The 23,067-nt window shown below is 67.2% G+C and carries 19 protein-coding genes; 9 read left to right on the top strand and 10 right to left on the bottom strand.

The window, feature by feature from the left end; genetic code table 11:
- Window positions 1-146: 146 nt before the first annotated feature.
- The 3 genes from rplT to IY145_RS23305 all read right to left on the bottom strand — a co-directional run bounded on the left by rplT (window position 147) and on the right by IY145_RS23305 (window position 1,145).
- On the bottom strand, window positions 147-512 hold the full coding sequence (rplT, locus tag IY145_RS23315) for a 50S ribosomal protein L20 (RefSeq protein ID WP_196410379.1): 366 nt from the start codon (window positions 510-512) through the stop codon (window positions 147-149).
- A 50-nt stretch (window positions 513-562) separates the two neighbouring features.
- Window positions 563-763: a 50S ribosomal protein L35 gene (rpmI, locus tag IY145_RS23310; protein WP_003612034.1), complete on the bottom strand. Its 201-nt coding sequence runs from the start codon at window positions 761-763 to the stop codon at window positions 563-565.
- A gap of 184 nt (window positions 764-947) precedes the next feature.
- Complete coding sequence (locus tag IY145_RS23305) at window positions 948-1,145, bottom strand: hypothetical protein (RefSeq protein ID WP_196410700.1); 198 nt, start codon at window positions 1,143-1,145, stop codon at window positions 948-950.
- Window positions 1,146-1,275: 130 nt separating this feature from the next.
- Between IY145_RS23305 and IY145_RS23300 the strand changes: the two genes are divergently transcribed.
- A complete protein-coding gene (locus IY145_RS23300) occupies window positions 1,276-2,067 on the top strand; it encodes a DODA-type extradiol aromatic ring-opening family dioxygenase (RefSeq protein WP_196410378.1) in 792 nt (263 codons plus the stop codon).
- 99 nt (window positions 2,068-2,166) lie between these two features.
- Here the strand turns inward: IY145_RS23300 and IY145_RS23295 are convergent, their stop codons facing one another.
- The 4 genes from IY145_RS23295 to IY145_RS23280 form a co-directional block, all read right to left on the bottom strand.
- A complete protein-coding gene (locus IY145_RS23295; protein ID WP_196410377.1) occupies window positions 2,167-3,084 on the bottom strand; it encodes a GNAT family N-acetyltransferase in 918 nt (305 codons plus the stop codon).
- 240 nt (window positions 3,085-3,324) lie between these two features.
- Window positions 3,325-5,322 carry an OmpA family protein gene (locus tag IY145_RS23290; protein WP_196410376.1) on the bottom strand — a complete coding sequence of 666 codons (1,998 nt, stop codon included), beginning with the start codon at window positions 5,320-5,322 and terminating at the stop codon, window positions 3,325-3,327.
- Between the two features lie 125 nt (window positions 5,323-5,447).
- Window positions 5,448-7,214, bottom strand: a complete 1,767-nt coding sequence (locus IY145_RS23285; RefSeq protein ID WP_196410375.1) for an ATP-binding protein — start codon at window positions 7,212-7,214, stop codon at window positions 5,448-5,450.
- A gap of 84 nt (window positions 7,215-7,298) precedes the next feature.
- A complete protein-coding gene (locus IY145_RS23280; RefSeq protein ID WP_196410374.1) occupies window positions 7,299-8,837 on the bottom strand; it encodes a YifB family Mg chelatase-like AAA ATPase in 1,539 nt (512 codons plus the stop codon).
- 266 nt (window positions 8,838-9,103) lie between these two features.
- Between IY145_RS23280 and IY145_RS23275 the strand changes: the two genes are divergently transcribed.
- Window positions 9,104-9,943, top strand: coding sequence for a lytic transglycosylase domain-containing protein (locus IY145_RS23275; RefSeq protein ID WP_246722168.1), 840 nt, complete (start codon window positions 9,104-9,106; stop codon window positions 9,941-9,943).
- Between the two features lie 38 nt (window positions 9,944-9,981).
- Here the strand turns inward: IY145_RS23275 and IY145_RS23270 are convergent, their stop codons facing one another.
- Window positions 9,982-10,635 carry a hypothetical protein gene (locus IY145_RS23270; protein WP_246722167.1) on the bottom strand — a complete coding sequence of 218 codons (654 nt, stop codon included), beginning with the start codon at window positions 10,633-10,635 and terminating at the stop codon, window positions 9,982-9,984.
- A gap of 372 nt (window positions 10,636-11,007) precedes the next feature.
- Between IY145_RS23270 and IY145_RS23265 the strand changes: the two genes are divergently transcribed.
- Window positions 11,008-11,781 (top strand): Bax inhibitor-1/YccA family protein, encoded by a 774-nt coding sequence (locus IY145_RS23265; RefSeq protein ID WP_196410372.1) that lies wholly within the window; start codon window positions 11,008-11,010, stop codon window positions 11,779-11,781.
- 58 nt (window positions 11,782-11,839) lie between these two features.
- On the opposite strand, the gene IY145_RS23260 is transcribed toward IY145_RS23265, so the two are convergent.
- On the bottom strand, window positions 11,840-12,256 hold the full coding sequence (locus IY145_RS23260) for a DUF2794 domain-containing protein (protein WP_196410371.1): 417 nt from the start codon (window positions 12,254-12,256) through the stop codon (window positions 11,840-11,842).
- 562 nt (window positions 12,257-12,818) lie between these two features.
- Here IY145_RS23260 and htpG point away from each other — a divergent pair.
- The 3 genes from htpG (at window position 12,819) to IY145_RS23245 (ending at window position 17,341) form a co-directional block, all read left to right on the top strand.
- The gene (gene htpG, locus IY145_RS23255; protein ID WP_196410370.1) at window positions 12,819-14,771 is read left to right on the top strand and encodes a molecular chaperone HtpG; all 1,953 of its coding nucleotides are present in this window, start codon (window positions 12,819-12,821) and stop codon (window positions 14,769-14,771) included.
- On the top strand, window positions 14,768-15,655 hold the full coding sequence (prmC, locus tag IY145_RS23250) for a peptide chain release factor N(5)-glutamine methyltransferase (RefSeq protein ID WP_312030625.1): 888 nt from the start codon (window positions 14,768-14,770) through the stop codon (window positions 15,653-15,655). The genes htpG and prmC overlap by 4 nt, the downstream gene beginning before the upstream one ends.
- A 717-nt stretch (window positions 15,656-16,372) precedes the next feature.
- A complete protein-coding gene (locus tag IY145_RS23245; RefSeq protein WP_196410369.1) occupies window positions 16,373-17,341 on the top strand; it encodes a DUF4167 domain-containing protein in 969 nt (322 codons plus the stop codon).
- Window positions 17,342-17,362: 21 nt separating this feature from the next.
- On the opposite strand, the gene IY145_RS23240 is transcribed toward IY145_RS23245, so the two are convergent.
- Window positions 17,363-18,670, bottom strand: a complete 1,308-nt coding sequence (locus IY145_RS23240) for a hemolysin family protein (protein ID WP_196410368.1) — start codon at window positions 18,668-18,670, stop codon at window positions 17,363-17,365.
- 236 nt (window positions 18,671-18,906) lie between these two features.
- Here IY145_RS23240 and clpB point away from each other — a divergent pair, with 236 nt between their 5' ends.
- From clpB to IY145_RS23225, 3 genes are all read left to right on the top strand, one after another.
- Window positions 18,907-21,522: an ATP-dependent chaperone ClpB gene (gene clpB, locus IY145_RS23235; protein WP_196410367.1), complete on the top strand. Its 2,616-nt coding sequence runs from the start codon at window positions 18,907-18,909 to the stop codon at window positions 21,520-21,522.
- Window positions 21,523-21,627: 105 nt separating this feature from the next.
- Entirely contained in the window at window positions 21,628-22,239 is a 612-nt protein-coding gene (locus tag IY145_RS23230) for a glutathione S-transferase family protein (RefSeq protein WP_196410366.1), read from the top strand.
- Between the two features lie 109 nt (window positions 22,240-22,348).
- The gene (locus IY145_RS23225; RefSeq protein WP_196410365.1) at window positions 22,349-22,735 is read left to right on the top strand and encodes a DUF4006 family protein; all 387 of its coding nucleotides are present in this window, start codon (window positions 22,349-22,351) and stop codon (window positions 22,733-22,735) included.
- Window positions 22,736-23,067: the final 332 nt, after the last annotated feature.

Here is a 23,067-nt window from a genome sequence, read left to right as displayed (position 1 = left end):
CGCAAATGCTCGGCGTAACGGTCGAGGGCCGGCGCGTTCAGACAGGCGTACCATTTCATCCGCGTTGATCCGCGCGGGTGGGCCGCTGCATCGCGCCGGCGCTTCTAAAAGCAGGTTTTATCGAAAAACCGAAACCCTGCTCGGCCTCAGGCCGTCTGCGGCAGGGCGGATTTGGCCTTTTCGACGATGGCCTTGAAGGCCTCCGGCTGGCTGATGGAGAGCTCGGAGAGCACTTTGCGGTCCACCGTGACGCCGGCCTTGGCGAGGCCGTCGATGAAGCGGCTGTAGGTCAGGCCGAATTCGCGGACGGCGGCGTTGATGCGCTGGATCCACAGGGCGCGGAAGACGCGCTTCTTGGCCTTGCGGTCGCGCGTCGCATATTGCATCGAGCGATCGACCGCGGCCTTGGCGGCGCGGATCGTATTCTTGCGGCGGCCGTAGAAGCCTTTGGCGGCATCCAGGGTTTTCTTGTGCTTGGCGTGCGAGGTGACGCCGCGTTTGACGCGAGCCATGACATGATCCTTTCAGGAAATCCGAAATTTGGGGCAGGGCCTCGAGAAGCTCAGCCGTTGGGCAGAAAATACTTCTTGATGTTGTCGCCGTCCGTCTTGAACAGGACGGACGTCCCGCGCAGATTTCGGATCTGCTTATTGGTGCGCTTGATCATGCCGTGGCGCTTGCCCTTCTGGGCATAGACCACCTTGCCGGTGCCGGTGATCTTGAAGCGCTTTTTGGCGCCCGATTTGGTCTTCAGCTTGGGCATTTTGCTCTCCTGGGCCGGGGCCCTGTTCTGCGCGCCGGGAAACCGGCGCATATTCGCGCGAGCGAAAAGAACCGCCACGGCAGCCCATCACTGGCCGGACGGTTCGGAAGCGCGGCTTATAAGCGGTAAGACAGGGGGTTGGCAAGCCCGTGGGCCGCGCGCGTCGGCGCGCGCGAAGGCGCCGTCACCGTGGCTTGGCCAGCCGCCACAGCCACAGGCTCAAGCCGAGCAGCACGATGAGCGCCACCGCGCTCGGCCAGAGCGGCAGAGCCATGCCGCTCACCTGCACGTCCGGCTGCGTCGCGAGCCGGCCCGCCTGGCCGAGCGCCATGAGCCCGAAAATGACCGCCGACACTTTCAGTCCGGTGATCTGAGAATCCATCGTCTTATCCTCCGGAGGCCTCGCGGCGTTCATATAAAGGCGCGGGCGGCGGCGAAAAGACGGGCGCCGCATTGCGGCCGCCCGCGCCTCGGCTTATCTGCGGATCGCCCCTCTCAGCGGCGAGCCTCGCATGCGGCAACCGACGATATTCCTCTCCCATGGCGGCGGCCCGTCCTTCTGGCTCGACGGCCCCATGGCCCGCGCTTTCGATGGGCTGAAGGCCTATCTCGGCGGCCTGCTCGACGATCTGCCGGAGCGGCCGCGCGCCATCCTCGTCGTCTCGGCCCATTGGGAGGAGCCGCGGATCACATTGGGCTCGGCGCCGGCGCCCGCGATGATCTTCGATTATTACGGCTTCCCGGCGCATGCCTATCGCCTGAGCTATCCCGCGCCCGGCGCGCCGGAGCTCGCCGAGCGGGCGCGCGGCCTGCTCGCGGCGGCGGGCGTCGACGCCGCGCTCGATCCGACCCGCGGATTCGACCATGGGGTCTTCGTGCCCATGCTGATCGTCGATCCCGGCGCGACGATCCCGATCGTCACCCTGTCGCTGCGGCAGGATCTCGATCCCGCCTTTCACATCGGCGTCGGCGCGGCGCTGGCGCCGCTACGCGAGGAGGGCGTGCTCATTCTCGGCAGCGGCAACAGCTTCCACAATATTCGCGCATTCTTCGACGGCGAGGAGACCGCCGCCGCCGGCTTCGACGCCTGGCTGACGGAGGCGGCGACGAAGCCCGAGGCGAAAGAGCGCGATGCTCTGCTCGAGCGCTGGAGGCAAGCGCCTTTCGCGCGCGATTGCCATCCGCGCGAGGAGCATCTTCTGCCGCTGATGGTGGTCGCCGGCGCCGCCGGCGCGGATGTCGGGCGCCGTGTCTTTCACGATTCGATCGCCGGCAAGGCGATCTCCGGCTTCGCCTTCGGCTGAGCGCTGCGAGCATCGCGCGTCACTGCGACGGAAGGGCGCCGTAATTTCCGGCCGTCATTGCGAGCGAAGCGAAGCAATGACGGTCATGCGGAAACCATATCACGCCGCGTGGCGCGCTTCCGACGGACCGAAATAATCGAGATAGCGCGCGTCGATCTCCGCGACGCGCATGATGACGAAAACATCCGTCGTGTTGAATTTGCGATCGACGACGGCGCCGTCGCCGAATTTCGCGCCTGCGCGCAAATAGCCCTTGATCAGCGGCGGCAGCGCGCTCATCGCCTTGCGCGTGTCGACGGCTTCCGCGGCGAGCATATCCATCGGCACATGCAATTCGCGCCGCGCGCTCACGCGCCAGTCGTCTTGCGCGCGCGCATGATGCGCGAGAAAGCTCAGCGCCGCCGCATGGGCGAGCGGATTGGCGCCCTCGAGGCTCGCGCAGCCGATCATCGCGTCGATGCGATGATGGCGCACATAGGCGAGTATGCCGCGCCACAAGAGCTCGATCGTGCGCTTGCCGCGATATTGCTCGAGCACGCAAGAGCGGCCGAGCTCGAGAAAGCGCATGCCGCTGTGGCGCGCGAGCAGCGGCGCAATGTCATATTCGCCGGCCGAATAGAATCCGCCCTTTTTCTCCGCGACGTCGTCGCGCAGCAGGCGATAGGCGCCGACCACCTTGGGCTTGATCTTGCCGAAGCGATTGCGCGCCTCGTGATCGATCACGATGAGATGATCGCAGAATTTGTCGAAGCGATCGGCGTCGCGGCGCGTGATCGCGGCTTTGGCGTCCGGCGTGGCGCCGCCCTTGCGGAAGAAGACTTTGAAGCGCAGCCGCTGCGCCTTGCGGATTTCCTTCTTGCCGCAGGCGAGCCGCACCTCGAGCGCGCCGAGCCGCGCGAGCGGGCCTTCGAGCGAGCCGTGCTTCTTCTTTTTCGGCTTCAGGAAATTCTGCGGCTGCAGCAGAGGAAAGGCGCCGGCGATGATCTTGCGGCCGGCGTCGGCGTGGATCGCCCACATTTCGCGTATCGTCTCCGCTCTTGTCGCGCTCGCGCTTTTGTCGCGAGCGCCTCGGATCGTTAGATCACGAGCGGGCGAAACTTTTGTGACGACGCGGGATCTGGACCGCGAGCCTTCAGGCTCTCGTCGCGAAAACAAAAGCCGAGAGTCTCTCCGTGTTTCATTGAAACACGGAGAGACTCTCGGACTCCCGCGTCGGAAGCGACGGCGCGCGAGAGTCTGCGCGCCGTCGTCATTCGCTCAGCGTCGCTGCGTCTGGGCCTGCGGGCCGTTCAGCAGCGGCGTGATGCGACGCACGGTCACGCGGCGGTTCTCGCGCGAGGGGCCTTGCGTCTGCACTTTGAGATGTTGCTCGCCATAGCCCTGCGTCGTCAGATTTTCGGGCGGCACGCCGAAGTCGCGCGACAAGATCGTCGCCACCGCCTGCGCGCGATGATCGGAGAGCGACAGATTGTCGATGTCCGAGCCGACCGCGTCGGTGTGGCCCTCGATGAGGAACACTTCCGCCGGATTGCGCCTGATCGCCTCATTGAGCGCCTCGGCGACGAGCACGAGCCGCTGCGCCTGATCCGGCGTGATCGCCCAGGAGCCGGTGTCGAAATTGATCGTGTCTATGTCGACGCTGCGCGTATAGGCGCGCAGCGACGAACTGTAGCGGATTTCGTCCAGCGTGTAGCGGCGCGGCATGGGCGCGAGCGGCGGCGCCGTCAGCGTCTCATAGAGCAGACGCTCGTCGGCCGCGCCGTAATCGACGACATAGGCGTCGGGCGCGATCTCGATCGGCGGCGGCGGCAGCACGACGACCTCCTCCGCGAAGCCGCGCGGCGGGCCGCGGAAGCCATTGTCGATGAGAATGATCTCCCGGCCGTCGGGGAAGCGGCGCAGCCGGCGCAGCAGCACGCCATTGGCGTCGGTGAAGGTCAGCACTTCGCCGCCGTCGCGTCGGGCGTAGACGCTCACATATTCGCCGCCGCGCTTTTCGCTGCGCAGATTGCCGCCGAGCTCGCGGAAGCGTTCGTTCTCGTCGTGGCGGATAAAGGCGCCGTCGCCGTCGCGCACGATGGTGCGGCCGGGCTCCTGCACGACGAAGACGCCGTCGCGCTCGAATTGCTGCCGGCGCGAGTGGACGTCGTCCAGGCGATGCGAGCCCGGCTGGCTCAGCACGAAGCCGCCGACGAGGCCGGCCGCCGCGCCGATGGCCGCCGCGGCGGCTGGCGAAACGCGCGGTCCGCCGGCGTGAGGCGGAGCGGGCGGCGGCGCTCCAAAGGGGGCGGCCGCCTGGGGCGGGGCGCCGGCAGGCGGCGCGCCGGGGCCGACGGGCGGCGGGAGGCGACCGCTGTGATCTCCGGCCGGGCCGCTGGGCGGCGGGCCGTTGGGACGCGGCGCCGCGCCGGGCGGGGGCGACGCGGGGAGGAAATTACCGCTTTGCGCAGGCGACGCCGGCGGTCGGCCATGCGGCGCCAGGGGCTCGGATTCGCCGCTTTCGGCGGGCGCCGGTTGCGGGCCGCCGAGATGCGGGGGCGCTCCCGGATGGTCGCCTCGAGGACCGCTCTGGGCGCCGCCGGCGGGAGGGGCCTCCGAACGAGGAGGCGTCGCGACGACGGGGGCGGCGCCGGTTTGTGGTCCGCCGGCCGGCGCAGCGACCGGAGCCTGCGGGGCCGGACGCAAGGGCGGCGCATGGCCTTCACGCGGCGCCGGAGGAGCGAGCGAGCCTGCAGCGGGAGCGGGAGCAGCGGGGCTGCTCGGCGCGGCCGGCGGGCGGAGCGACGGCGCCGGATGCGGCGGCGGAGCTTGCCGAATCGGCGCGGGCTGCTGCGGCGAATAGATGATCGCCGGCGCTACGGGCGCGCGTGCCGGAGCCTCGTGCGGGGGCGCTGCGCGCAATTGGGGGTGCGGCGGCGGGGCGCCGGCTCCGGGGTATGGGGCGGGTTGCGGCGCCGGGCGCGGGCTAGGCTGTGGCGCAGGCGCATGCAGGGCGGGCGCGGGGTGGAAGGGCGCAGCGGATGGCGGCGGCGCTAGTCGTGGAGCGGGGGCCGGAGCCGGAGCGGGAGCCGGAGCCGGTCGCTGCAGCGGCGAGCGCCTGTCGTGATTCGGGTTCGGATCGACGCCCGGCGGCGCGGCCTGCGCCAGCACGAGGCCTTCGCCGGCCGCGGCCGGCGCGACGACGGCGGCTTGCGGGCCGAGCGCCAGCGATGGCGTCATCAGTCCCGCGAGCAGCAAATTTTTTCGTCTCGACATTCTGTTCTCCACGACTCGGGCGTGACCGTTCGCAATCTCCCCGCGCGCCCATTGTGACGCGGGCGCAGGGCGAAATTTTTTCTTTTTTGTGGCTGCGGCGAAGCGCGGCGCAGGATCGCAAAAGGTCAGATCGCTTCGCGGGCCCCGGCCGCGCGGCGGCGGGAGCCTTCGATCGCCTCCAGGATCGCCTCCGACAGAGCGTCGAATTCGACCGGCTTCGTCAGCAGGAAGTCGACGCCGGCGCCGCGCGCGGCGCGCTCGTCCTCCTCGAGCGCGCTGGCGGTCAGCGCGACGATCGGGCGCCGGCTCGCGCCCATGCGCGCCTCCTCAGCCCGAATCAGGCGGGTCGCCTCGAGCCCGTCGAGCTCGGGCATGAACACATCCATCAAAATGACGTCGAAAGGCCGCATGCGCCCGCCGATCGCGGTTCGCGCGAGCTCGACGGCGCGGGCGCCGTCCTCGGCGCGCGTGACCAGCGCGCCGAGCTTCTCGAGATGACGGCAGACGATCAGCGCATTGACGTCATTGTCCTCGGCGACGAGCACGCGCCGTCCGGCGAGCGTCGGCGCCGGCGCGACGAATCCCGTCTCGTTGCGCGTCGGCGGCGGGGCTGTCGACAGGCGCTCGACGAGCGAGGCCGCGCGCACCGGCTTCACCAGCCAGCCGTCGAAATGGCGCAGCGCCGCCTCGCCGAAGGCGCGCCGCTCCATGGGCGAAAACATCAGGAACACGCGGCCGGCGCCGGCGCGCCGCGCTTCGTCCGCGAGACGCTCGGTCGCCGCCTCGCCGAAGGCGCAGTCGACGACGACGCAATCGAACTGCCCCTCCGTCGCTGCGCCGAGGAGGTCGGCGCCGCGCGCCTCGTCGCGCGCGATCTCCGCCTGCGCCCCGGCGCCGCGCAGGATCTCGGCCATGAAGGGGCCTTCGAAGATCGTCGGAGAGACGATCAACACGCTGGAGCCGGCGAGCGGCTTCTTGCGCTCGCGCGCGCGGTCGTCGAAGAGGGCGTGCGGCCCGCGCGGCAGAGTGAAGGCGAAGACGGCGCCCGAGCTCGAGCCCGACCCCTCTTCGATCTCCAGCCGGCCGCCCATCAGCGCGGCGAGATGGCGCGAGATGGCGAGGCCGAGGCCGGTGCCGCCGTGCCGGCGCGTCGAGGAGCCGTCGCCCTGCTCGAATTCCTCGAAGATGATCTCGCGCGCCGCCGGCGCGACCCCCGGCCCGGTGTCGGCGACACGAAAGACGAGCGCGCCTTTGGCGTCGCGCTCGACGCTGAGGCCGACGCCGCCGCTCGCGGTGAAATTCACCGCATTGCCGGCGAGATTGACGAGAATCTGGCGCACGCGCGCGGCGTCTCCGGCGACGGTCTCCGGCGCGTCCGGCGCGATATAGCTCGCGATCTCGAGATGCTTGGCCTGCGCGCGCGGCGCCAGCAGCTCCACGACGCCTTCGACGAGCGGCGTCAGAGCGAAAGGCTCGACCTCGAGCTCGATCTTGCCCGCCTCGATCTTGGAGAAATCGAGAATATCGTCGATGAGCTGGGCGAGCGAACGGCCGGAGGCGGCGATCGCGTCGACATAGCTCGCCTGCTCGGCGTCGAGCCGCGTCGCCGCCAGCAATTGCGCGAGGCCGAGCACGCCGTTGAGCGGCGTGCGGATCTCATGGCTCACCGTGGCGAGGAAGCGCGATTTGGCCTGGCTCGCCGCCTCGGCGCGGTCGCGCGCGGCGGCGGCGGCGCGCAGCTCCCAGATTTCATCGCGCAATCCTTCGAGCTCGGTCTCCACGGCCCGGCGGCGCAGCGCCCGGCGCGCGCGCAGAAACCAGAGCCAGCCGGCCGCGACGAGCGTGACGAGGAAAGCGAAGGCGACGAAGACGCAATTGGGGACAGGGGGCATACGGAGCGTCCAAAACCATTCGATGAAGGCGGTTATTTCACGACAATCGCGAGAAAAGTATGAATTGATCGGCAGGGCGTGAGCTCAGGCGGCGGCGCGCGCTCCGGCGGAGCCGCCTCGATAGGCGAGAGCTTCGGCGAGATGGCGGCGCGCGATCGCGTCCGAATTGTCGAGATCGGCGATGGTGCGGGCGAGCTTCAGCGCGCGGTGAAAGCCGCGCGCCGAGAGCCCGAGGCGTTCGGCGGCGTCGCGGATCAGCGCCGTCCCGGAGGCGTCGAGCGCGGCGGCCTTGTCGATCGCGCTCGCCGGAGCGCTCGCATTGGTGGTGGAGCCGGCGAGACCGAGCTTTTCATAGCGCCGGCGCTGGCGGTCGCGGGCCGCGGCGACGCGCGCCGCGACCTCGGCCGAGCCCTCGGCCGGCGGCGGCAAAACGAGATCGGCCGCCGACACGGCGGGAACCTCGATCCGCAGATCGAAACGGTCGATCAGCGGGCCGGAGAGCCGCGCCTGATATTGCGCGAGGCAGCGTTCATTGGGCTGGCGGCGGCAGGCGAAGCCCGGTTCGAGCGCATAGCCGCAACGGCACGGGTTCATCGCCGCGACGAGCTGGAAGCGGGCGGGATAGACAGCGCGGTGATTGGCGCGCGAGACGGCGACCTCGCCGGTCTCCAGCGGCTGGCGCAGACCGTCGAGCGCCTGCGCTTGGAATTCCGGCAATTCGTCGAGGAACAGAACGCCATTGTGGGCGAGCGAAATCTCGCCCGGACGCGCATGGGCGCCGCCTCCGACCAGCGCCGCCATAGAGGCGGAATGGTGCGGCGCGCGATAGGGGCGCCGATCGGTGAGCTCGCCGCCCGCGATCTCGCCGGCGACGGAATGGATCATCGAGACTTCGAGCAGCTCGCGCGGCGACAGCGGCGGCAGAATGGAGGGAAGCCGCGCCGCCAGCATGGATTTGCCGGCGCCGGGCGGGCCGTTCATCAAGAGATTGTGGCCGCCGGCGGCGGCGATCTCCAGCGCCCGTTTGGCGCTCTCCTGGCCCTTGATGTCGGCGAGGTCCGGGAGGTCCGCCGCGGCGGCGCGCACCGCTGGCTCCGGCCGCGCGAGAACCTGCGTTCCCTTCAGATGGTTGACGAGCTGGATCAGCGAGCGCGGCGCGATCACCTCCATCTCGTTGGACGCCCAGGCGGCCTCCGGCCCGCATTGGCGCGGACAGACGAGCCCATGGCCCCGCATATTGGCGGCGACGGCCGCGGGCAGCACGCCGGCGACCGGCGCGATCGCGCCGTCGAGCCCCAATTCGCCGAGCACCGTATAGCCGTCCAGCGCGTCCGAAGGGATGGCGCCGATCGCCGCCATCACGCCGAGCGCGATCGGCAGATCGTAATGGCTGCCCTCCTTGGGCATGTCGGCCGGCGCCAGATTGACGGTGATGCGCTTGGCCGGCAGCGCGAGGCCGGAGGCGACGAGCGCCGCCCGCACCCGCTCCCGCGATTCGGCGACCGCCTTGTCGGGAAGGCCGACCAGGGTGAACACCACATTGCCGCTGGCGATCTGGACCTGAACGTCGACCGGCTTGGCTTCGATCCCCTCGAAGGCGACCGTCGAGACCCTGACCACCATGGCGAAAGCTCCGACTCCGAGCAGAAAGAAAGCGCTCCAACGCGGACGTCGCCATAGTAGACGCGGCGTCTCGCCACGGCAAGAACAATATGAGAACGAAATTTCGCCGCGCTTCGGCAACGGCCCGCTAACCGGCGCGAGCTAGTCTGCGCCGAAAGTTCGACCCGATATTTTTGAGATTTGCGAAAGCGTCGCCATGCTGCGGCCGCGCTCTCATGGACTAAAGAGCCGCGGCGGGCTTCGCCCGAGAGATGGGAAAGCGCGAGATGTCTCAGAAGAATCGAATGATTACGGCGCTCGGCGTCGCGGCTCTGGCGTTCGTGCTGGGGCTCGCCCCGGCGAGCGGGCGGGCGGCCGAATGCGGACGCAATGGCGAGGGCTTCGAGCCCTGGCTCGAGGGTTTCCGGCGCGAGGCCGCGGCGGCGGGAGTCGCCAAGCCGGCGATCGATTCGGCGCTCGCCGACGTGTTCTACGACCGTTCGGTGATCTCGCATGACCGCGGGCAGAAGGTGTTTCGCCAGACCTTCGAGCAATTCTCCGCCCGCATGGCCAATTCCTTCCGCGTGAGCAAGGGGCGCTCGCTGTTGCTCAAACATGCGGCGCTGTTCAAGCGGATCGAGCAGAAATATGGCGTGCCGGGGCCGGTTCTCGTCGCGATCTGGGGGCTGGAGACGGATTTCGGCGCCTATCTCGGCAATTTCTCGACGATTCGCGCTCTGGCGACGCTCGCTTATGATTGCCGCCGCTCCGACAGGTTCCGCGCCGAATTGCTCGACGCTCTGCGCATCGTCCAACGCGGCGATCTCGACCCTGCGCAAATGCGCGGCGCCTGGGCCGGAGAGATCGGCCAGACGCAGTTCATGCCCTCGTCCTATCTGAAATTCGCCGTCGATTTCGACGGCGACGGCAAGCGCGATCTCGTTCACGATACGGCCGATGTGCTCGCCTCCACGGCCAATTTTCTGCAAGGCTCCGGCTGGAAGCCGGGCGCCGGCTGGGACGAGGGCGAGCCCAATTTCCCGGCGCTGCTCGAATGGAACAAGGCGAAGGTCTATTCCAAGACCATCGCCCTGCTCGCCGACAAGATCAAAGGCGCCGGCGACTGACAGACTTGGACTGACAGACTTGGACAGCGCGCGGTGGATTACTCCGCGGGCTCGGCGTCGGCCGTCTTCAGCGAATGTATCGGCCGATGCCGCAGATAGATGAAGAACATGGCGATCACGCCCGTGCCCATCAGCAGATAATAGGGCAGGGTGCGCATGAAGCTCTTGCCCACGGAGAAGGGAAAGCGCGACACCCAGCGCTCGCCATGCTCGCCCGTCACCGTCACAATGCCGACGAAATAGCCCGCATCCGGGAAGTCGTGCTCGAAATTTATCGTGCCGGTCGGATAGGTGCGCGGGCCGCGATAGGCGACGGTCACCGCATTTATGTCGGCGTTCTCCCGCTCCTCGCCGCCGACATCCTTGACGATTCTTATCTCCACCGCCATGTCGCGAAGCTCGTCCTGCTCGGCGTCGAGCGCGATGATGGTGTGGCCGGTCGCCGGAATGTCCTCGCAGAATTCGTTTTTCGAAGAGTCCGGAAGATAGCCGGTGAAATTCATTATGTCGGGGCCGATGAACAGCCGGCATCGGCCCTCTGCCGAGCCCAGCCGGCCATGGGCCGAGGCGGGCGCGGCCGCGGCGAGAAGCATGAGCGGCAAGACGAAGAGAATGGGCGGCGCGGAACGGATCGCCGAACGCAGAACCCCATCGATCGACCGCCAGAACGGGACAAGACCGCTGTCGGACATGATGATTCCCCCATGGAGCATGTGTTGCGGGCCTCGTTCCGTGGGCGCCTTCGCTCCGACGACGAAGCGAGAGCCGGATCGGCCGACCCGGTCGCTCGCCGCCTGCGACAATGCGGCATGTTAGCGCATTCTCTCGGAGCGGCAAGAGCGTGAGCGGGCTTCGTTTTTTTCCGTCTTTTCCGATAGGTTTCGGGCGCGTCGGCGACGCAATACTGCGGCCTTTGCTTGCGCTTTGTTCGGCGTGGCGCGGTCTTTGCGGGATTCGCCCCGCGGACTCTTGTCTTTCTGCGGCTCGCACGCCATATTCGGCGTCGAGGACCGCGCCGATTGGCCGGATAGACCGGGCCGCGCGGCCTTTTTCGAGAGGATGCTATGTCCAATTTCGACCGCAACACGAGCTTCGGCTATCGGGGCGGGGTCTCCAGAGCCGGCACGGCAGAGATCGACCAGGGCCTGCGCGCCTATATGCTCGGCGTCTATAATTACATGGTCCTGGGTCTCGGCGTCACCGGATTCGTGGCGCTCGGCACGCATATGCTCGCCGTGGCCAAGGAAGGCGGCCGCCAGATCGCGCTCACGCCCTTCGGCCAGATGCTCTACACGAGCCCGCTGAAATGGGTGGTGATGCTGGCGCCGCTGGCCTTCGTGTTCTTCCTGGGCTTTCGCGCCGACCGCATCTCCGCGGCGACGGCTCGCAACCTCTTCCTCGCCTTCTCGGCGGTGATGGGGTTGTCGATGTCGTCGATCATGATCGTCTTCACCGGCGCGTCCATCGCCAAGGTGTTCTTCATCACCGCGGCGGCCTTCGGCGGCCTCAGCCTCTATGGCTATATGACGAAGCGCGATCTCTCGGCCTTCGGCTCCTTCCTCGTGATGGGCCTGTGGGGCCTCGTGCTCGCGAGCCTCGTCAATCTGTTCTTCCAGAGCAGCGCGCTGCAGTTCGGCCTGTCGATCCTGTCGGTGTTCATCTTCGCGGGCCTCACCGCCTGGGACACGCAGTCGATCAAGGACGGCTATTATCAGAGCGCTGGCTATGGTCACGAGGTGGTGGCGAAGCAGAGCATTTTCGGCGCTCTGTCGCTCTATCTCGACTTCATCAACATGTTCCAGTCGCTGCTCTATCTGTTCGGCGACCGCAACGACTGACGATCCTTCGGTCGACGCGAGAAAACGAAGGCCCCGCTGCGGCGGGGCCTTTTCTTTTTCAGTCGCGCACCAATTCGAGCTTTTTTTGCAGTACGGCGATGACGCGCGCGAGCTCCTGGCCGCGACGCATCACGAGACCGCCGGAGGCGACGACGCTGAAGGCGCCCTGACGGCGGCCGAGCTCGGGGTTTTTCTCGATGCGATAGAGCGGCGCCTCGCTGGCGCGGCGATAGACGGAGAACACCGCCTTGGCGGGAGAGAAGTCGATGGCGTAGTCGCGCCATTCGCCGGCCGCGACCTTGGCGCCGTAGAGATCGAAGAGCAGCCGCAGTTCGCGCCGGTCGAAGGACACGAGCGGGGCGGTTCTGGTCTCGGGCGCGGGCCTGGACCGATCGGGGTCGTTCGTCGCGCGGCCTGCCACAACGGCGAGCAGGCCGCGCCGCCTGCTGGGTTCGGTCGTCTCCGTCTCGCTCATACCGCTTTTCCTCTTTCGCGGGCATGATCGCGCGCCGATCGCGCGAGGGCAAGACAAAGATGACATTCCGGCGACGATCGGCCCGGCGCGCAAAGATCAAATTTCACATTTTCGCCAATATCGAGCCCCTTGTCCGCCAAAGGAGCCGACCAATATCTAACGTATTGCCTCGACAGGCGCGGGAAGTGGTTTTTCCGGATTTCGTCAGCCCCCCAGCCCCCCGGAAGGGCGCTTCTCGAGCAGAGTGAGTTCGTGGCGATGGACGGGCCGGCCGGGCGACGCTCGGGCGGCCCGTCTTGTTTTTGCAGGTCGCGTGCGAGTCGCCGCGCGCAAGCTGCGCATCGCGACGCGTCCCGGCAGTGACGTGGGCCGGCGCTCTTGCAACTTTGCCGATGGTCTCCGATATCAGCTCTCGCGCACCGCTCGAGGCCGCTCGACGGGCGCCATTGCCGATCAATGACGATCTCTATATCCCGGCCAGTGCCCGCGCGCCGTCGGCCATGCTTCCATTGCGGGAGCGGCGCGCGCGGCGGAGCCGATAGAAAAAGCGGAGACGACGCCCGTGAACGACCACGCCGAAACAAATACGATCGACGCTGCCGAGCGCAGCGATTACGGCTTCCAGGCCGATGTCGCGCGGCTCTTGGAGCTCATGACTCATTCGGTCTATTCCGAGCGCGACATTTTTCTGCGCGAACTCGTGTCCAATGCGGCGGACGCGATCGAGAAGCTGCGCTTCGAATCGGTGGCGAACGAGGCGCTGGCGGCGCAGGCCGGCGCGCCGCTCGTCACCATAGCGCTCGACAAGGACGCCCGCACGCTGAGCGTCACGGACAATGGCGTCGGCATGTCGCGCGACGATCTCGTCGCCGCTCTCGGCACCATAGCGAGCTCCGGCACGCGCGCCTTTCTCGACGACCTCGAGGCGAAGGGCGGCGCCGACCAGGGTAACGCGGGCCAGGGAGGCTCCGACAAGGGAAACGCGGGCGTCGGCGGCTCGCTCATCGGACGTTTCGGCATCGGCTTTTATTCGGCCTTCATGGTCGCCGATCACATCGAGGTGGCGACGCGCCGCGCGGGCGCGTCGGAAGCGTTTCTCTGGACCTCCGAAGGCAAGGGCTCGTTCCAGATCGCGCCGCTCGCTCTCGACTCGGTGCCCGCGGTCGGCACGCGCGTGACGCTGCATCTCAATTCGGAATCGGATGAATTTCTGCAGCCCTATCGCATAGAGGAGATTTTGCGCGAGCACTCGGGGGCGATCGCGATACCGATCGATCTCGTCGAGGAGCAGGGCAAGGAGCCGCGCCGTCTCACCGACGGCTCGGCGCTGTGGACCAAGTCCAAATCCGAGGTGAGCGAGCAAGACTATAAGGATTTCTATCAGCAGATATCCGGCCAGTTCGACGAGCCGGCGCTCACAATTCATTGGCGCGCGGAGGGACGCACGGAATATACGGTGCTCGCCTTCGTGCCCGGCTCGCGGCCTTACGATCTCTTCGATCCCAAGCGCAAGAGCCGCTCCAAGCTCTATGTGCGCCGCGTGCTGATCTCGCGCGAGGCCGACGTTCTGCCGCCCTGGCTGCGTTTCATGCGTATCGTCGTCGACAGCGCCGATCTGCCGCTCAATGTCTCGCGCGAGATGGTGCAGAACAATCCGATCCTCGCCGCGATCCGCAAGGCGATCGGCACGCGCGTGCTCAAGGAGCTCGCCGATCTTTCCGCCAATGATTCGGAGAAATTCGCCGCCGTATGGAAGAATTTCGGCGCCGTCATCAAGGAGGGGCTGCACGAGGATCCGGTGCGCCGCGACGAGATATTCGCCATTGCGCGTTTCACGACGTCGCAGCATCCGGACGGCGGCCGCAGCCTCAAAGATTATGTCGAAAATCTGCGGCCCAATCAGACGGCCATTTATTACATCACCGGCGACGACAAGAAGCGGCTCGCCTCGAGCCCGCAGCTCGAAGGCTATCGCGCCAAGGGCATAGACGTGCTGCTGCTCGATGAGCCGGTCGACGCCTTCTGGGTGACGAGCGCCGTCGGCTATGACGGCAAGCCGTTCAAATCGGTGACGCAGGGCGCCGCCGATATCGACGCCGTGCCGACGCCGGAAGGTTCTTCCGACACGCCGCCGGCCGAAGCGAGCGCGGAGGTCGCGCTGCTCACCGGCATGTTGAAGGAGACGCTCGCCGGAGAGATCGACGATGTGCGCGTCTCGACGCGCCTGCGGGAGAGCCCCGCCTGCCTCGTCGCCGCCGATCACGGCTTCGATCTCCAGCTCGCGCGCATGCTCCAGGAGAGCGGCAATAAGGGCGTTTTCGGCAAGCCCGTGCTCGAGATCAATCCGCGCCACGAGGCGGTGCTCGCTCTCGCGCAAAAAGCGAAGGCCGATCGCGCCAGCGCGGAAGACGGCTTCTGGCTGCTGTTCGACACGGCGCGCATCGCCGATGGCGAGGCGCCGCTCGACGCGGCCGCTTTCGCCAGGCGCGTCGCCGCGCTGCTCGCCAAAGGGTGACGCTTCTGTCCCTGCTTGCGCTCGATCATGTGACGCGCGCCGCGGCGCTCGACGAGGTCGCGGCCTTTCTCGATCGCTCCGGCGTCGAGGATGCGCGTCGCGACGCGCGAGCGCTGCTGCTCGCCGCCGGCGGATTCACAGCGGCGGAGCTGCTGCTGGAGCCGACGGCGGCGCTCACGGGCGCCGCGCGGGAAAAACTGCGCGACTATGCGCAGCGTCGCGCGGCGCGCGAGCCGGTGACGCGCATTCTCGGCGCGCGCGGCTTCTGGACGCATGATCTCGTCGTCGCGCCCCGAGTGCTCGATCCACGGCCGGACACGGAGACGGTCGTCGAGCTCACGCTCGAGCTCATGCGCGAGCGTCGGCTCGAGCCGCTCGCGATACTCGATCTCGGCGTCGGCTCGGGCGCGATTCTCTGCGCGCTGCTCGCCGAATTTCCGAACGCGCGCGCGGTCGGCGTCGATCTCAGCGCCAACGCTTGCGCCGCCGCCGCGCTCAATCTGTCGCGCTCCGGTTTCGCCGAGCGCGCGGCGGTGCTGCGCGGGCGCTGGGCCGATGCGCTCGCTGCGCGTTTCGATCTCGTGGTCTCCAATCCGCCTTATATCGCGAGCGGCGAATTGGACGCGCTGGAGCCGGAAGTGCGGCTCTATGATCCGCCGCTCGCGCTCGACGGCGGCGCCGATGGACTCGACTGCTATCGCGAGATCGCTGCGGAGTTGCCGCGTCTGCTCGCGCCGATGGGCGTAGCGGCGCTCGAGGCGGGCGACAAGCAGGCGCGAAGCGTCGTCGCTCTATTGGCCGAGAATGGCCTCGAGCCCGCCGGAATTCGCAAGGACGCCGGCGGACGCGAGCGCGCCGTCGCCGCGCGGCGCAGCAGTTCGTGACATGCGAGGTCGTGACATATTGGCTACACCCCCTATTTATCTGAGGGACGGAACGTTCGCGCCCTTGGCGAGCCTGCCCGGGTGGACTATAGTCGCCTGCGACAAGACGCTGATCGTCGTGAGCGACGCTGAGCGCGGATGAGGGGGAATACGGCCGGTCCCCGAAATTTTGCCGAAGGCGCGAGTCCCGCGCCGCATGGGCCGGTGTCCGGCGCCACCGTTCGAACCCGAAAAGACGATGAATGATCGGGTGTTCGGCGCGCGAGACAGAGCGTGTTCGGACTCATCGAGCGTGAGCGACGGTTTCGCGATTCGACCGCGGCCGCGATGAAGGCGAGAGGCGTAACGCGCGCCGTGGCGGCGAGCGAGAGCCAGACGACTTCGACGCCGTCTTTCTTTAGGTCGAGGGGCCGACGAGCGGCCTTTGCTCAGTAGCGCCTTCGAGCGTGTCGGCGGCGCTCGGATGCAAGATGTGAATTCGGCGCAGGCTGTTCCACGAGGACGCCGCGCCGGCCGCGTGATCCATGTCTGGATCGCGCAAGCGACAGAACGGACAGAAACGCCGCTCGAGGTAGAGCGGAGTCGCTCCGTTGGATCGGGCATGGCGCCCGGCTTCCTTCTCTGACGCAGTTTCGAGCGTTCGTCCCTCTCGGCGCGTTCGGCCGAAGCACGACACGCCGAGCCAGCAAAGCGTAAGGACCTTCTCGGGGATATTCGATGAGACCAGGACAGAATAAACGCATCCGCGGCCGCAATGGGGGTCGAAAAGGGCCCAATCCCCTCACACGTTCCTACGAGTCGAACGGTCCGGACGTTAAGATCCGGGGAACCGCTCAGCATGTCGCTGAGAAATATCTTCAGCTCGCCCGAGACGCGCAATCCTCCGGCGACACGATCATGGCCGAGAGCCTGCTTCAGCACGCCGAACATTATTTTCGTCTGATCGCCGCGGCTCAGACCGCGCAACAGCAGGCGCAGGGCGGCTACGGCGGCCGTCCCTATGAGGCGGCTGAAACCGACATCGACGACGATGATGATTTCAGCGGAATCTCGGATCGTTTCGCGCCTCTCTCTGAGCGCTTGCCGCAGACCGCCGGCTATCAGCCGCCGCCGCAGCCTTATGCTTCTGCGCCCTATGCGCCGCAGCCCGCGGCGCAGCCGCAATTCGCGCAGCAGCCGCAACCGCAACCACAGCCCTACGAGGAGCGTCCGATCGGCGAGCGTCCGGTCAACGAGCCGCGCTATGAGCGCCAGCCGCGCCAAGATCGAGGCGGTTCGGATCGCGGTGGTTCGGATCGCGGCGGCTTTCGCGATCGACGCGACCGCGACCGCGGTGGCGAGCAGACCGCCGAGGGCGGCGGCGAACGGCCGCCTCGCCAGAATTTCGACCGCAATCGCGAGCGTCGTTTCCCGCCGCGCGTGCAGCCCGCCGTGCAGGACGAGGCTCCGGCCGCCGCGCTGCCGTCCTTCATCACAGCGCCGATTCGCGCGGCCGGGCCGGAGGAGACGGAGACCTTCGCTCGCACGGAGCGCACCGCGATTCGCGAGCATGAAGAGGCCGCCGCCGGCTTTCATCTCAATCAGCGTCGTCGCCGTCGCACGCGAGCGCCGAATGAAGATGCGAATGGCAATGTCGCTTCCAGCGACGAGCCGCCGCGTTCGGACGAGCTGCCGCTCGCCGATTGAGCGTAACGCCGCGGCGCGCCGTCAGAGCGCCGCGCGTCTTTGCCCGCGCGGCGCCCGCTGGGCGAGAATCTTGTCGATCCGGCGGCCGTCCTTGTCGAGAACTTCGAAGCGCCAGCCATGCGCGTCGAAGCTCTCGCCGATCTCCGGCAGATGGCCGGCGTGCGCCAGAACGAAGCCGGCGGCCGTCTGATAGCTCCTGTCCTCTGACGCCGGCATCGCCAGAAGCTCCAGCATTTCGTCGGCGGGCATGCCGCCGGAGATGAGCCATGAGCCGTCGTCGCGCTGCACGGCATGCGGCTCGGGCGGGCCCTCCGCGGTCCCGAATCCGCCGGCGATGGCCTCGAGGATGTCGGCGTCGGTCACGATCCCCTGGAAATGGCCGTATTCGTCGAAGATCAGCGCGACATGGACGGAGGCGCGCTTGATCATCTCGACCACGTCCAGCGCGTCGGCGGAGGTCGGGACGATCGGTGCTTGGCGCACGAATTCGCTCGGCTGCGGGTTCTCACCGCGCAGATAGGCGTCGAGCAGATCTTTCGCCTGCAGCACGCCGAGCATGTTCTCGGTCTTGCCGCGATAGGCGGGCAGCCGTGAATGGACGCTGGCGATGATCGTCTCGCGGATCGTCTCCGGCGAATCGTCGAGATCGATCATGTCGACCTCGCCGCGCGGCGTCATCACGCCGCGGACCGGGCGGTCGCCGAGACGCATGACGCCGGCGATCATCGCGCGTTCGCCCGGCTCCAGAACGCCGGCCGTCTCGGCCTCGGCGACGAGCGCCCTGATCTCCTCGTCCGAAACGAGATGCGCGCCTGCCGCGCCATAGCCGAGAGCGCGCAGCAGCGCGCGTCCGGAGAGATCGAGAATGAAGACGAGCGGCGCGGCGAGCCGCGCCAGCACGCTCAGGACCGGAGCGACGGCGGTTGCGATTCGTTCGGGATCGCGCAGGGCGATCTGCTTGGGCACGAGCTCCCCGACGATCAGCGACACATAGGTGATCGCCGCGACGACGAGACCGACGCCGAGCGTCTCCGACATGGCCGGAGACAAGCCGCGCGACGCGATCCATTCGGAGAGCCGCGCGCCAATGGTCGCGCCGGAGAAGGCGCCGGACAGCACGCCGATCAGCGTGATGCCGATTTGAACGGCGGAGAGAAATTTTCCGGGATCGGAAGCGAGGGCGAGGGCGGCGCGCGCGCCGGGAACCCCGCGCTCGGCCGAGGCTCGGAGGCGCGCAGGGCGCGACGATACGACGGCGAGCTCCGCCATGGCGAGCGCGCCATTGATCAGGGTCAAGGCGATGACGACGGCAATTTCCAAGTAAGGCATGGGTGAGAGCATAACGGCGCCGTTCCCGTCCCGCGAGTCCCCTTCGGGCCGTCGGCGACGCGCGGCGCCTGCGTCGGAGCGAAAAAATCCTCGCGCTCCAGTTGGTCGCACCCTCTTTTCGAGCGCGAGGGTCTTTCCCATATCGGCCATAACGGTCGCCGCAAGGGGCCGATTTCACGCCATATAGGGACGAGGCGCGCCGCTTTACGTGGCGCCTCGACGCCGGAGGGGTCTCCATGAATTTCGATAAATACACGACGCGCGCGCAGGGCTTCGTGCAGTCGGCCTTGTCGCTCGCGACACGCGAGGGCAATCCGCAGCTCACGCCCGAGCATGTTTTGAAAGTGCTGCTCGACGACGAGCAGGGGCTCTCCGCCGGACTCATCGATCGCGCAGGCGGCCGCTCGCGCGAGGCGCTCGCCAAGACCGAGGCCGCGCTGGCCAAGCTGCCGAAAGTCTCGGGCGGCGGCGCTGGACAGCCTTCGCTCAATCAGGCGACGGCGCGGCTCTTCGACAATGCCGAGAAGCTCGCGCAAAAGGCCAGTGATTCCTACGTCACCGTCGAGCGGCTGCTGCTCGCTCTCGCCCTCGAGAAGGGGACGGAGGCCGCGCGCATTTTGAGCGAGGCGGGCGTCACGCCGCAGACGCTCAATTCGGCGATCGAGGATTTGCGCAAGGGCCGCACCGCCGATTCCTCCTCGGCCGAGAGCGCCTATGATTCGCTGAAGAAATATGCGCGCGATCTCACTGAGGCCGCGCGTGAGGGCAAGCTCGATCCGGTCATCGGCCGCGACGAGGAAATTCGCCGCACCATTCAGGTGCTGTCGCGCCGCACCAAGAATAATCCCGTGCTGATCGGCGAGCCCGGCGTCGGCAAGACGGCGATCGTCGAAGGCCTCGCTCTGCGCATCGTCAATGGCGATGTGCCGGAATCGCTCGTGGACAAGAAGCTGCTCGCGCTCGACATGGGCGCGCTCATCGCCGGCGCGAAATATCGCGGCGAGTTCGAGGAGCGCTTGAAAGCCGTGCTGAACGAGATCACCGCCGCGCAGGGCGGGATCATATTGTTCATCGACGAGATGCACACGCTGGTCGGCGCCGGCAAGGCGGATGGCGCGATGGACGCCTCCAATCTGCTGAAGCCCGCATTGGCGCGCGGCGAATTGCATTGCGTCGGCGCGACGACGCTCGACGAATATCGCAAGCATGTGGAGAAGGACGCCGCTCTGGCGCGGCGCTTCCAGCCTGTGTTCGTCGACGAGCCGACGGTGGAGGACACCATCTCCATTCTGCGCGGGCTGAAAGAAAAATACGAGATGCACCATGGCGTGCGCGTCACCGACGCCGCGATCGTGGCGGCCGCGACGCTCTCCAATCGTTACATCTCGGACCGTTTTCTACCCGATAAGGCGATCGACCTCGTCGACGAAGCCGGCTCACGCCTGCGCATGCAAATCGATTCGAAGCCGGAAGAGCTCGACGAGCTCGACCGCCGCATCATCCAGCTGCGCATAGAGCAGGAGGCGCTGCGCAAGGAGACCGATCCTGCCTCGAAGGATCGTCTCGCCAAATTGGAGACAGAGCTCGCCGATCTGACCGAAAAATCATCGGCGCTCACCCAGCGCTGGAAGTCCGAGAAGGACAAGCTCGGCGTCGCGCAGAAGCTGAAGGAGCAACTGGAGACCGCCCGCAACGAGCTGGCTCAGGCGCAGCGTCGCGGCGAGTTCCAGCGCGCCGGCGAGCTCGCCTATGGCCTCATCCCCGATCTCGAGCGCAAGCTCGCGGCGAGCGAGAAGGAAGGCGCGCAGAAAATGCTCGAGGAGGAGGTGACGCCCGAGCATGTCGCGCAGGTCGTCTCGCGCTGGACCGGAATTCCGGTCGATAAAATGCTCGAGGGCGAGCGCGAGAAGCTGCTGCATATGGAAGACGAGCTGTCGCGTCGCGTCGTCGGGCAGCGGGAGGCTGTCGCCGCCGTCTCGACGGCCGTGCGCCGCGCTCGCGCCGGATTGCAGGATCCCAACCGACCGATCGGCTCCTTCATCTTCCTGGGGCCGACAGGCGTCGGCAAGACGGAGCTGACCAAGGCGCTCGCGAACTTCCTGTTCGACGACGAGACGGCGATGGTCCGTCTCGACATGTCGGAATATATGGAGAAGCATTCGGTGGCGCGGCTCATCGGCGCGCCTCCCGGCTATGTCGGCTATGAGGAGGGCGGGGCGCTTACCGAGGCGGTGCGGCGCAGGCCCTATCAGGTCGTGCTGTTCGACGAGATCGAGAAGGCGCATCCGGACGTGTTCAACGTCCTGCTGCAGGTGCTGGACGATGGCCGTCTCACCGACGGCCAGGGCCGCACCGTCGATTTCAAGAACACGCTCATCATCATGACGTCGAATCTCGGCTCCGAATTCCTGGTGATGCAGCAGGAGGGCGAGGATTCCTCCGCCGTGCATGCCGAGGTGATGCAGGTGGTGCGCGCGCATTTTAGGCCGGAGTTCCTGAACCGCGTCGATGAGATCGTCCTGTTCCACCGCCTGCGGCGCGACGATATGGGCGCGATCGTCGATATTCAGATCCTGCGGCTGCAAAAGCTGCTGGACGATCGCAAGATCACGCTGACTCTCGACGAGAAGGCGCGGGCGCTGCTCGCCGCCAAGGGCTATGACCCGGCCTATGGCGCGCGTCCGCTGAAGCGCGTGATCCAGAAGGAGCTGCAGGACCCGCTCGCCGAGGCGCTGCTCGGCGGCGACATAGTGGACGGCTCCACCGTGCGCGTCTCCACCGACAGTCAGGGGCTGACCTTGGAAGGTCGGCCGATCGGACGGCGGGGCTTCGGGGCCGAAAAAGCGGCGTGAGACGGGGGCGCGGCGGCGCCCCCTCATCCGACCCTCGCTGACGCGAGGGTCGGATGAGGGCCCTTCGGCGCGTAACTTGCTTCCCGCGAAAGCGGAGGCGCGCGAATGAAATTCTATATGACGCCGGGATCCTGCTCGACCGGAATTCACATTCTGCTCGAGGAGATCGGCCTCGTTTTCGAGGCCTATATCCTCAATCTGCCGCGAGGCGACCATCTGAAGCCCGAATATCTGGCCATCAATCCCCATGGCACGATTCCGACGCTGTTGCGCGACGACGGCACGGCGCTCTGCGATTTTGTCTCGATCGCGACATGGCTCGCCGAGACCTATCCGCGTCGCAAGCTCTTGCCCGAGGATCTCGCCGGCAAGAGCCAAGCGATGGAGGTGCTCAATTTCGCGACGCGCTACATTCATGGCGAGGGATTCCGCCGCGTCTTCACGCCGGAGCGTTACGCCGTCGCGGGCGACATAGAGGCGGTGAAGGCGCAGGGGCGCGAGATCGTCGCCGAGGCGCTGTTGAAAGTGAGCGGCGAGCTCGACGGCAAGAGCTATGCGGCGGGCGCCTTCTCCATCGCCGACGCCGGCCTCTTTTACGTGGAGTTCTGGGCCGACAAGATCGGCATGGAGCTGCCCGTCAATTGCCGCGCCCATTACGAGCTGATGAAGACGCGGCCCACCGTGCGGCAAGTGTTGGCCGAGGAAGGCTATCGCTGATCCATGTTCCGGCGCGCGACAACTTGCCGCATGGCCTCCCCCGCGGGCGCCTTGACCCTTTGCTGGCTCTCCCCTAGCGTGATGGCTCGCAGCTCGGAGTAGGCGGCCCGTGCAAGCCGAGAACCGTTCGATCTTCAGGATAGACAGAGCCGTCGTCGGCATGCTGGCGGCCGCCGTCCTTCTGTTGCAGATCGTGGCGGTCGGCTTCGCCACCGGCGCTATGGCCGAGGGCGGCGCTTTCGGCGTCGTCTGCGCTGCCGATCAGACGAGCTCGACGTCTTCCGACTCCGCTCCTCTGGAAAAGCATGTCGGCCCCTGCTGCATGCTCCATTGCAGCTCGGTGGCCGAGGTCGACGAGGCCGATGCCGTCATCATCGTCCTGAGCTTCGACTTCCCCTCTGCGGCCCCTCCCGTTTTCGACGATCGAACGGCCGCCGTCGCCCCGCCGGAATTGCGGTCTCTCTCTCCACGCGCGCCACCAGCGCGCTTCGCCTGATCCCGCGCGACGCGACTTCGAGGTCGTGACGAGAGAGGGGCGTTTCGAGCCCCCGAGCCGGGAACAGCGCGCGTCGGACGATCGAAGCGCATAGTCGCAGCGATCCTGACGCAGGAAGCGGAACTCGGAGCGATAGGCTCCCCTCCGCCCTCCCATCCAGACCATTTCCGCCTGTGTCTTGTCGAGCCGTCGCGCATCGAAGACGCGCCGCTCGCATTCCTTCAGGCAAGCTAATCGGCGATGCGGCCCACACAGCGGCCGCGGGCCTCTCCTCTTCACTCGGAAGCTCTCCTCCGAGTGGGGCTCCCAACTTTCCCCCTGCCCGAACATGG

It is taken from the genome of Methylosinus sp. H3A (assembly GCF_015709455.1).
GTDB lineage: Bacteria > Pseudomonadota > Alphaproteobacteria > Rhizobiales > Beijerinckiaceae > Methylosinus.
The sequence above is the reverse complement of the archived record's forward strand: the minus strand, read 5'-3'. Positions and strand labels throughout refer to the sequence as shown.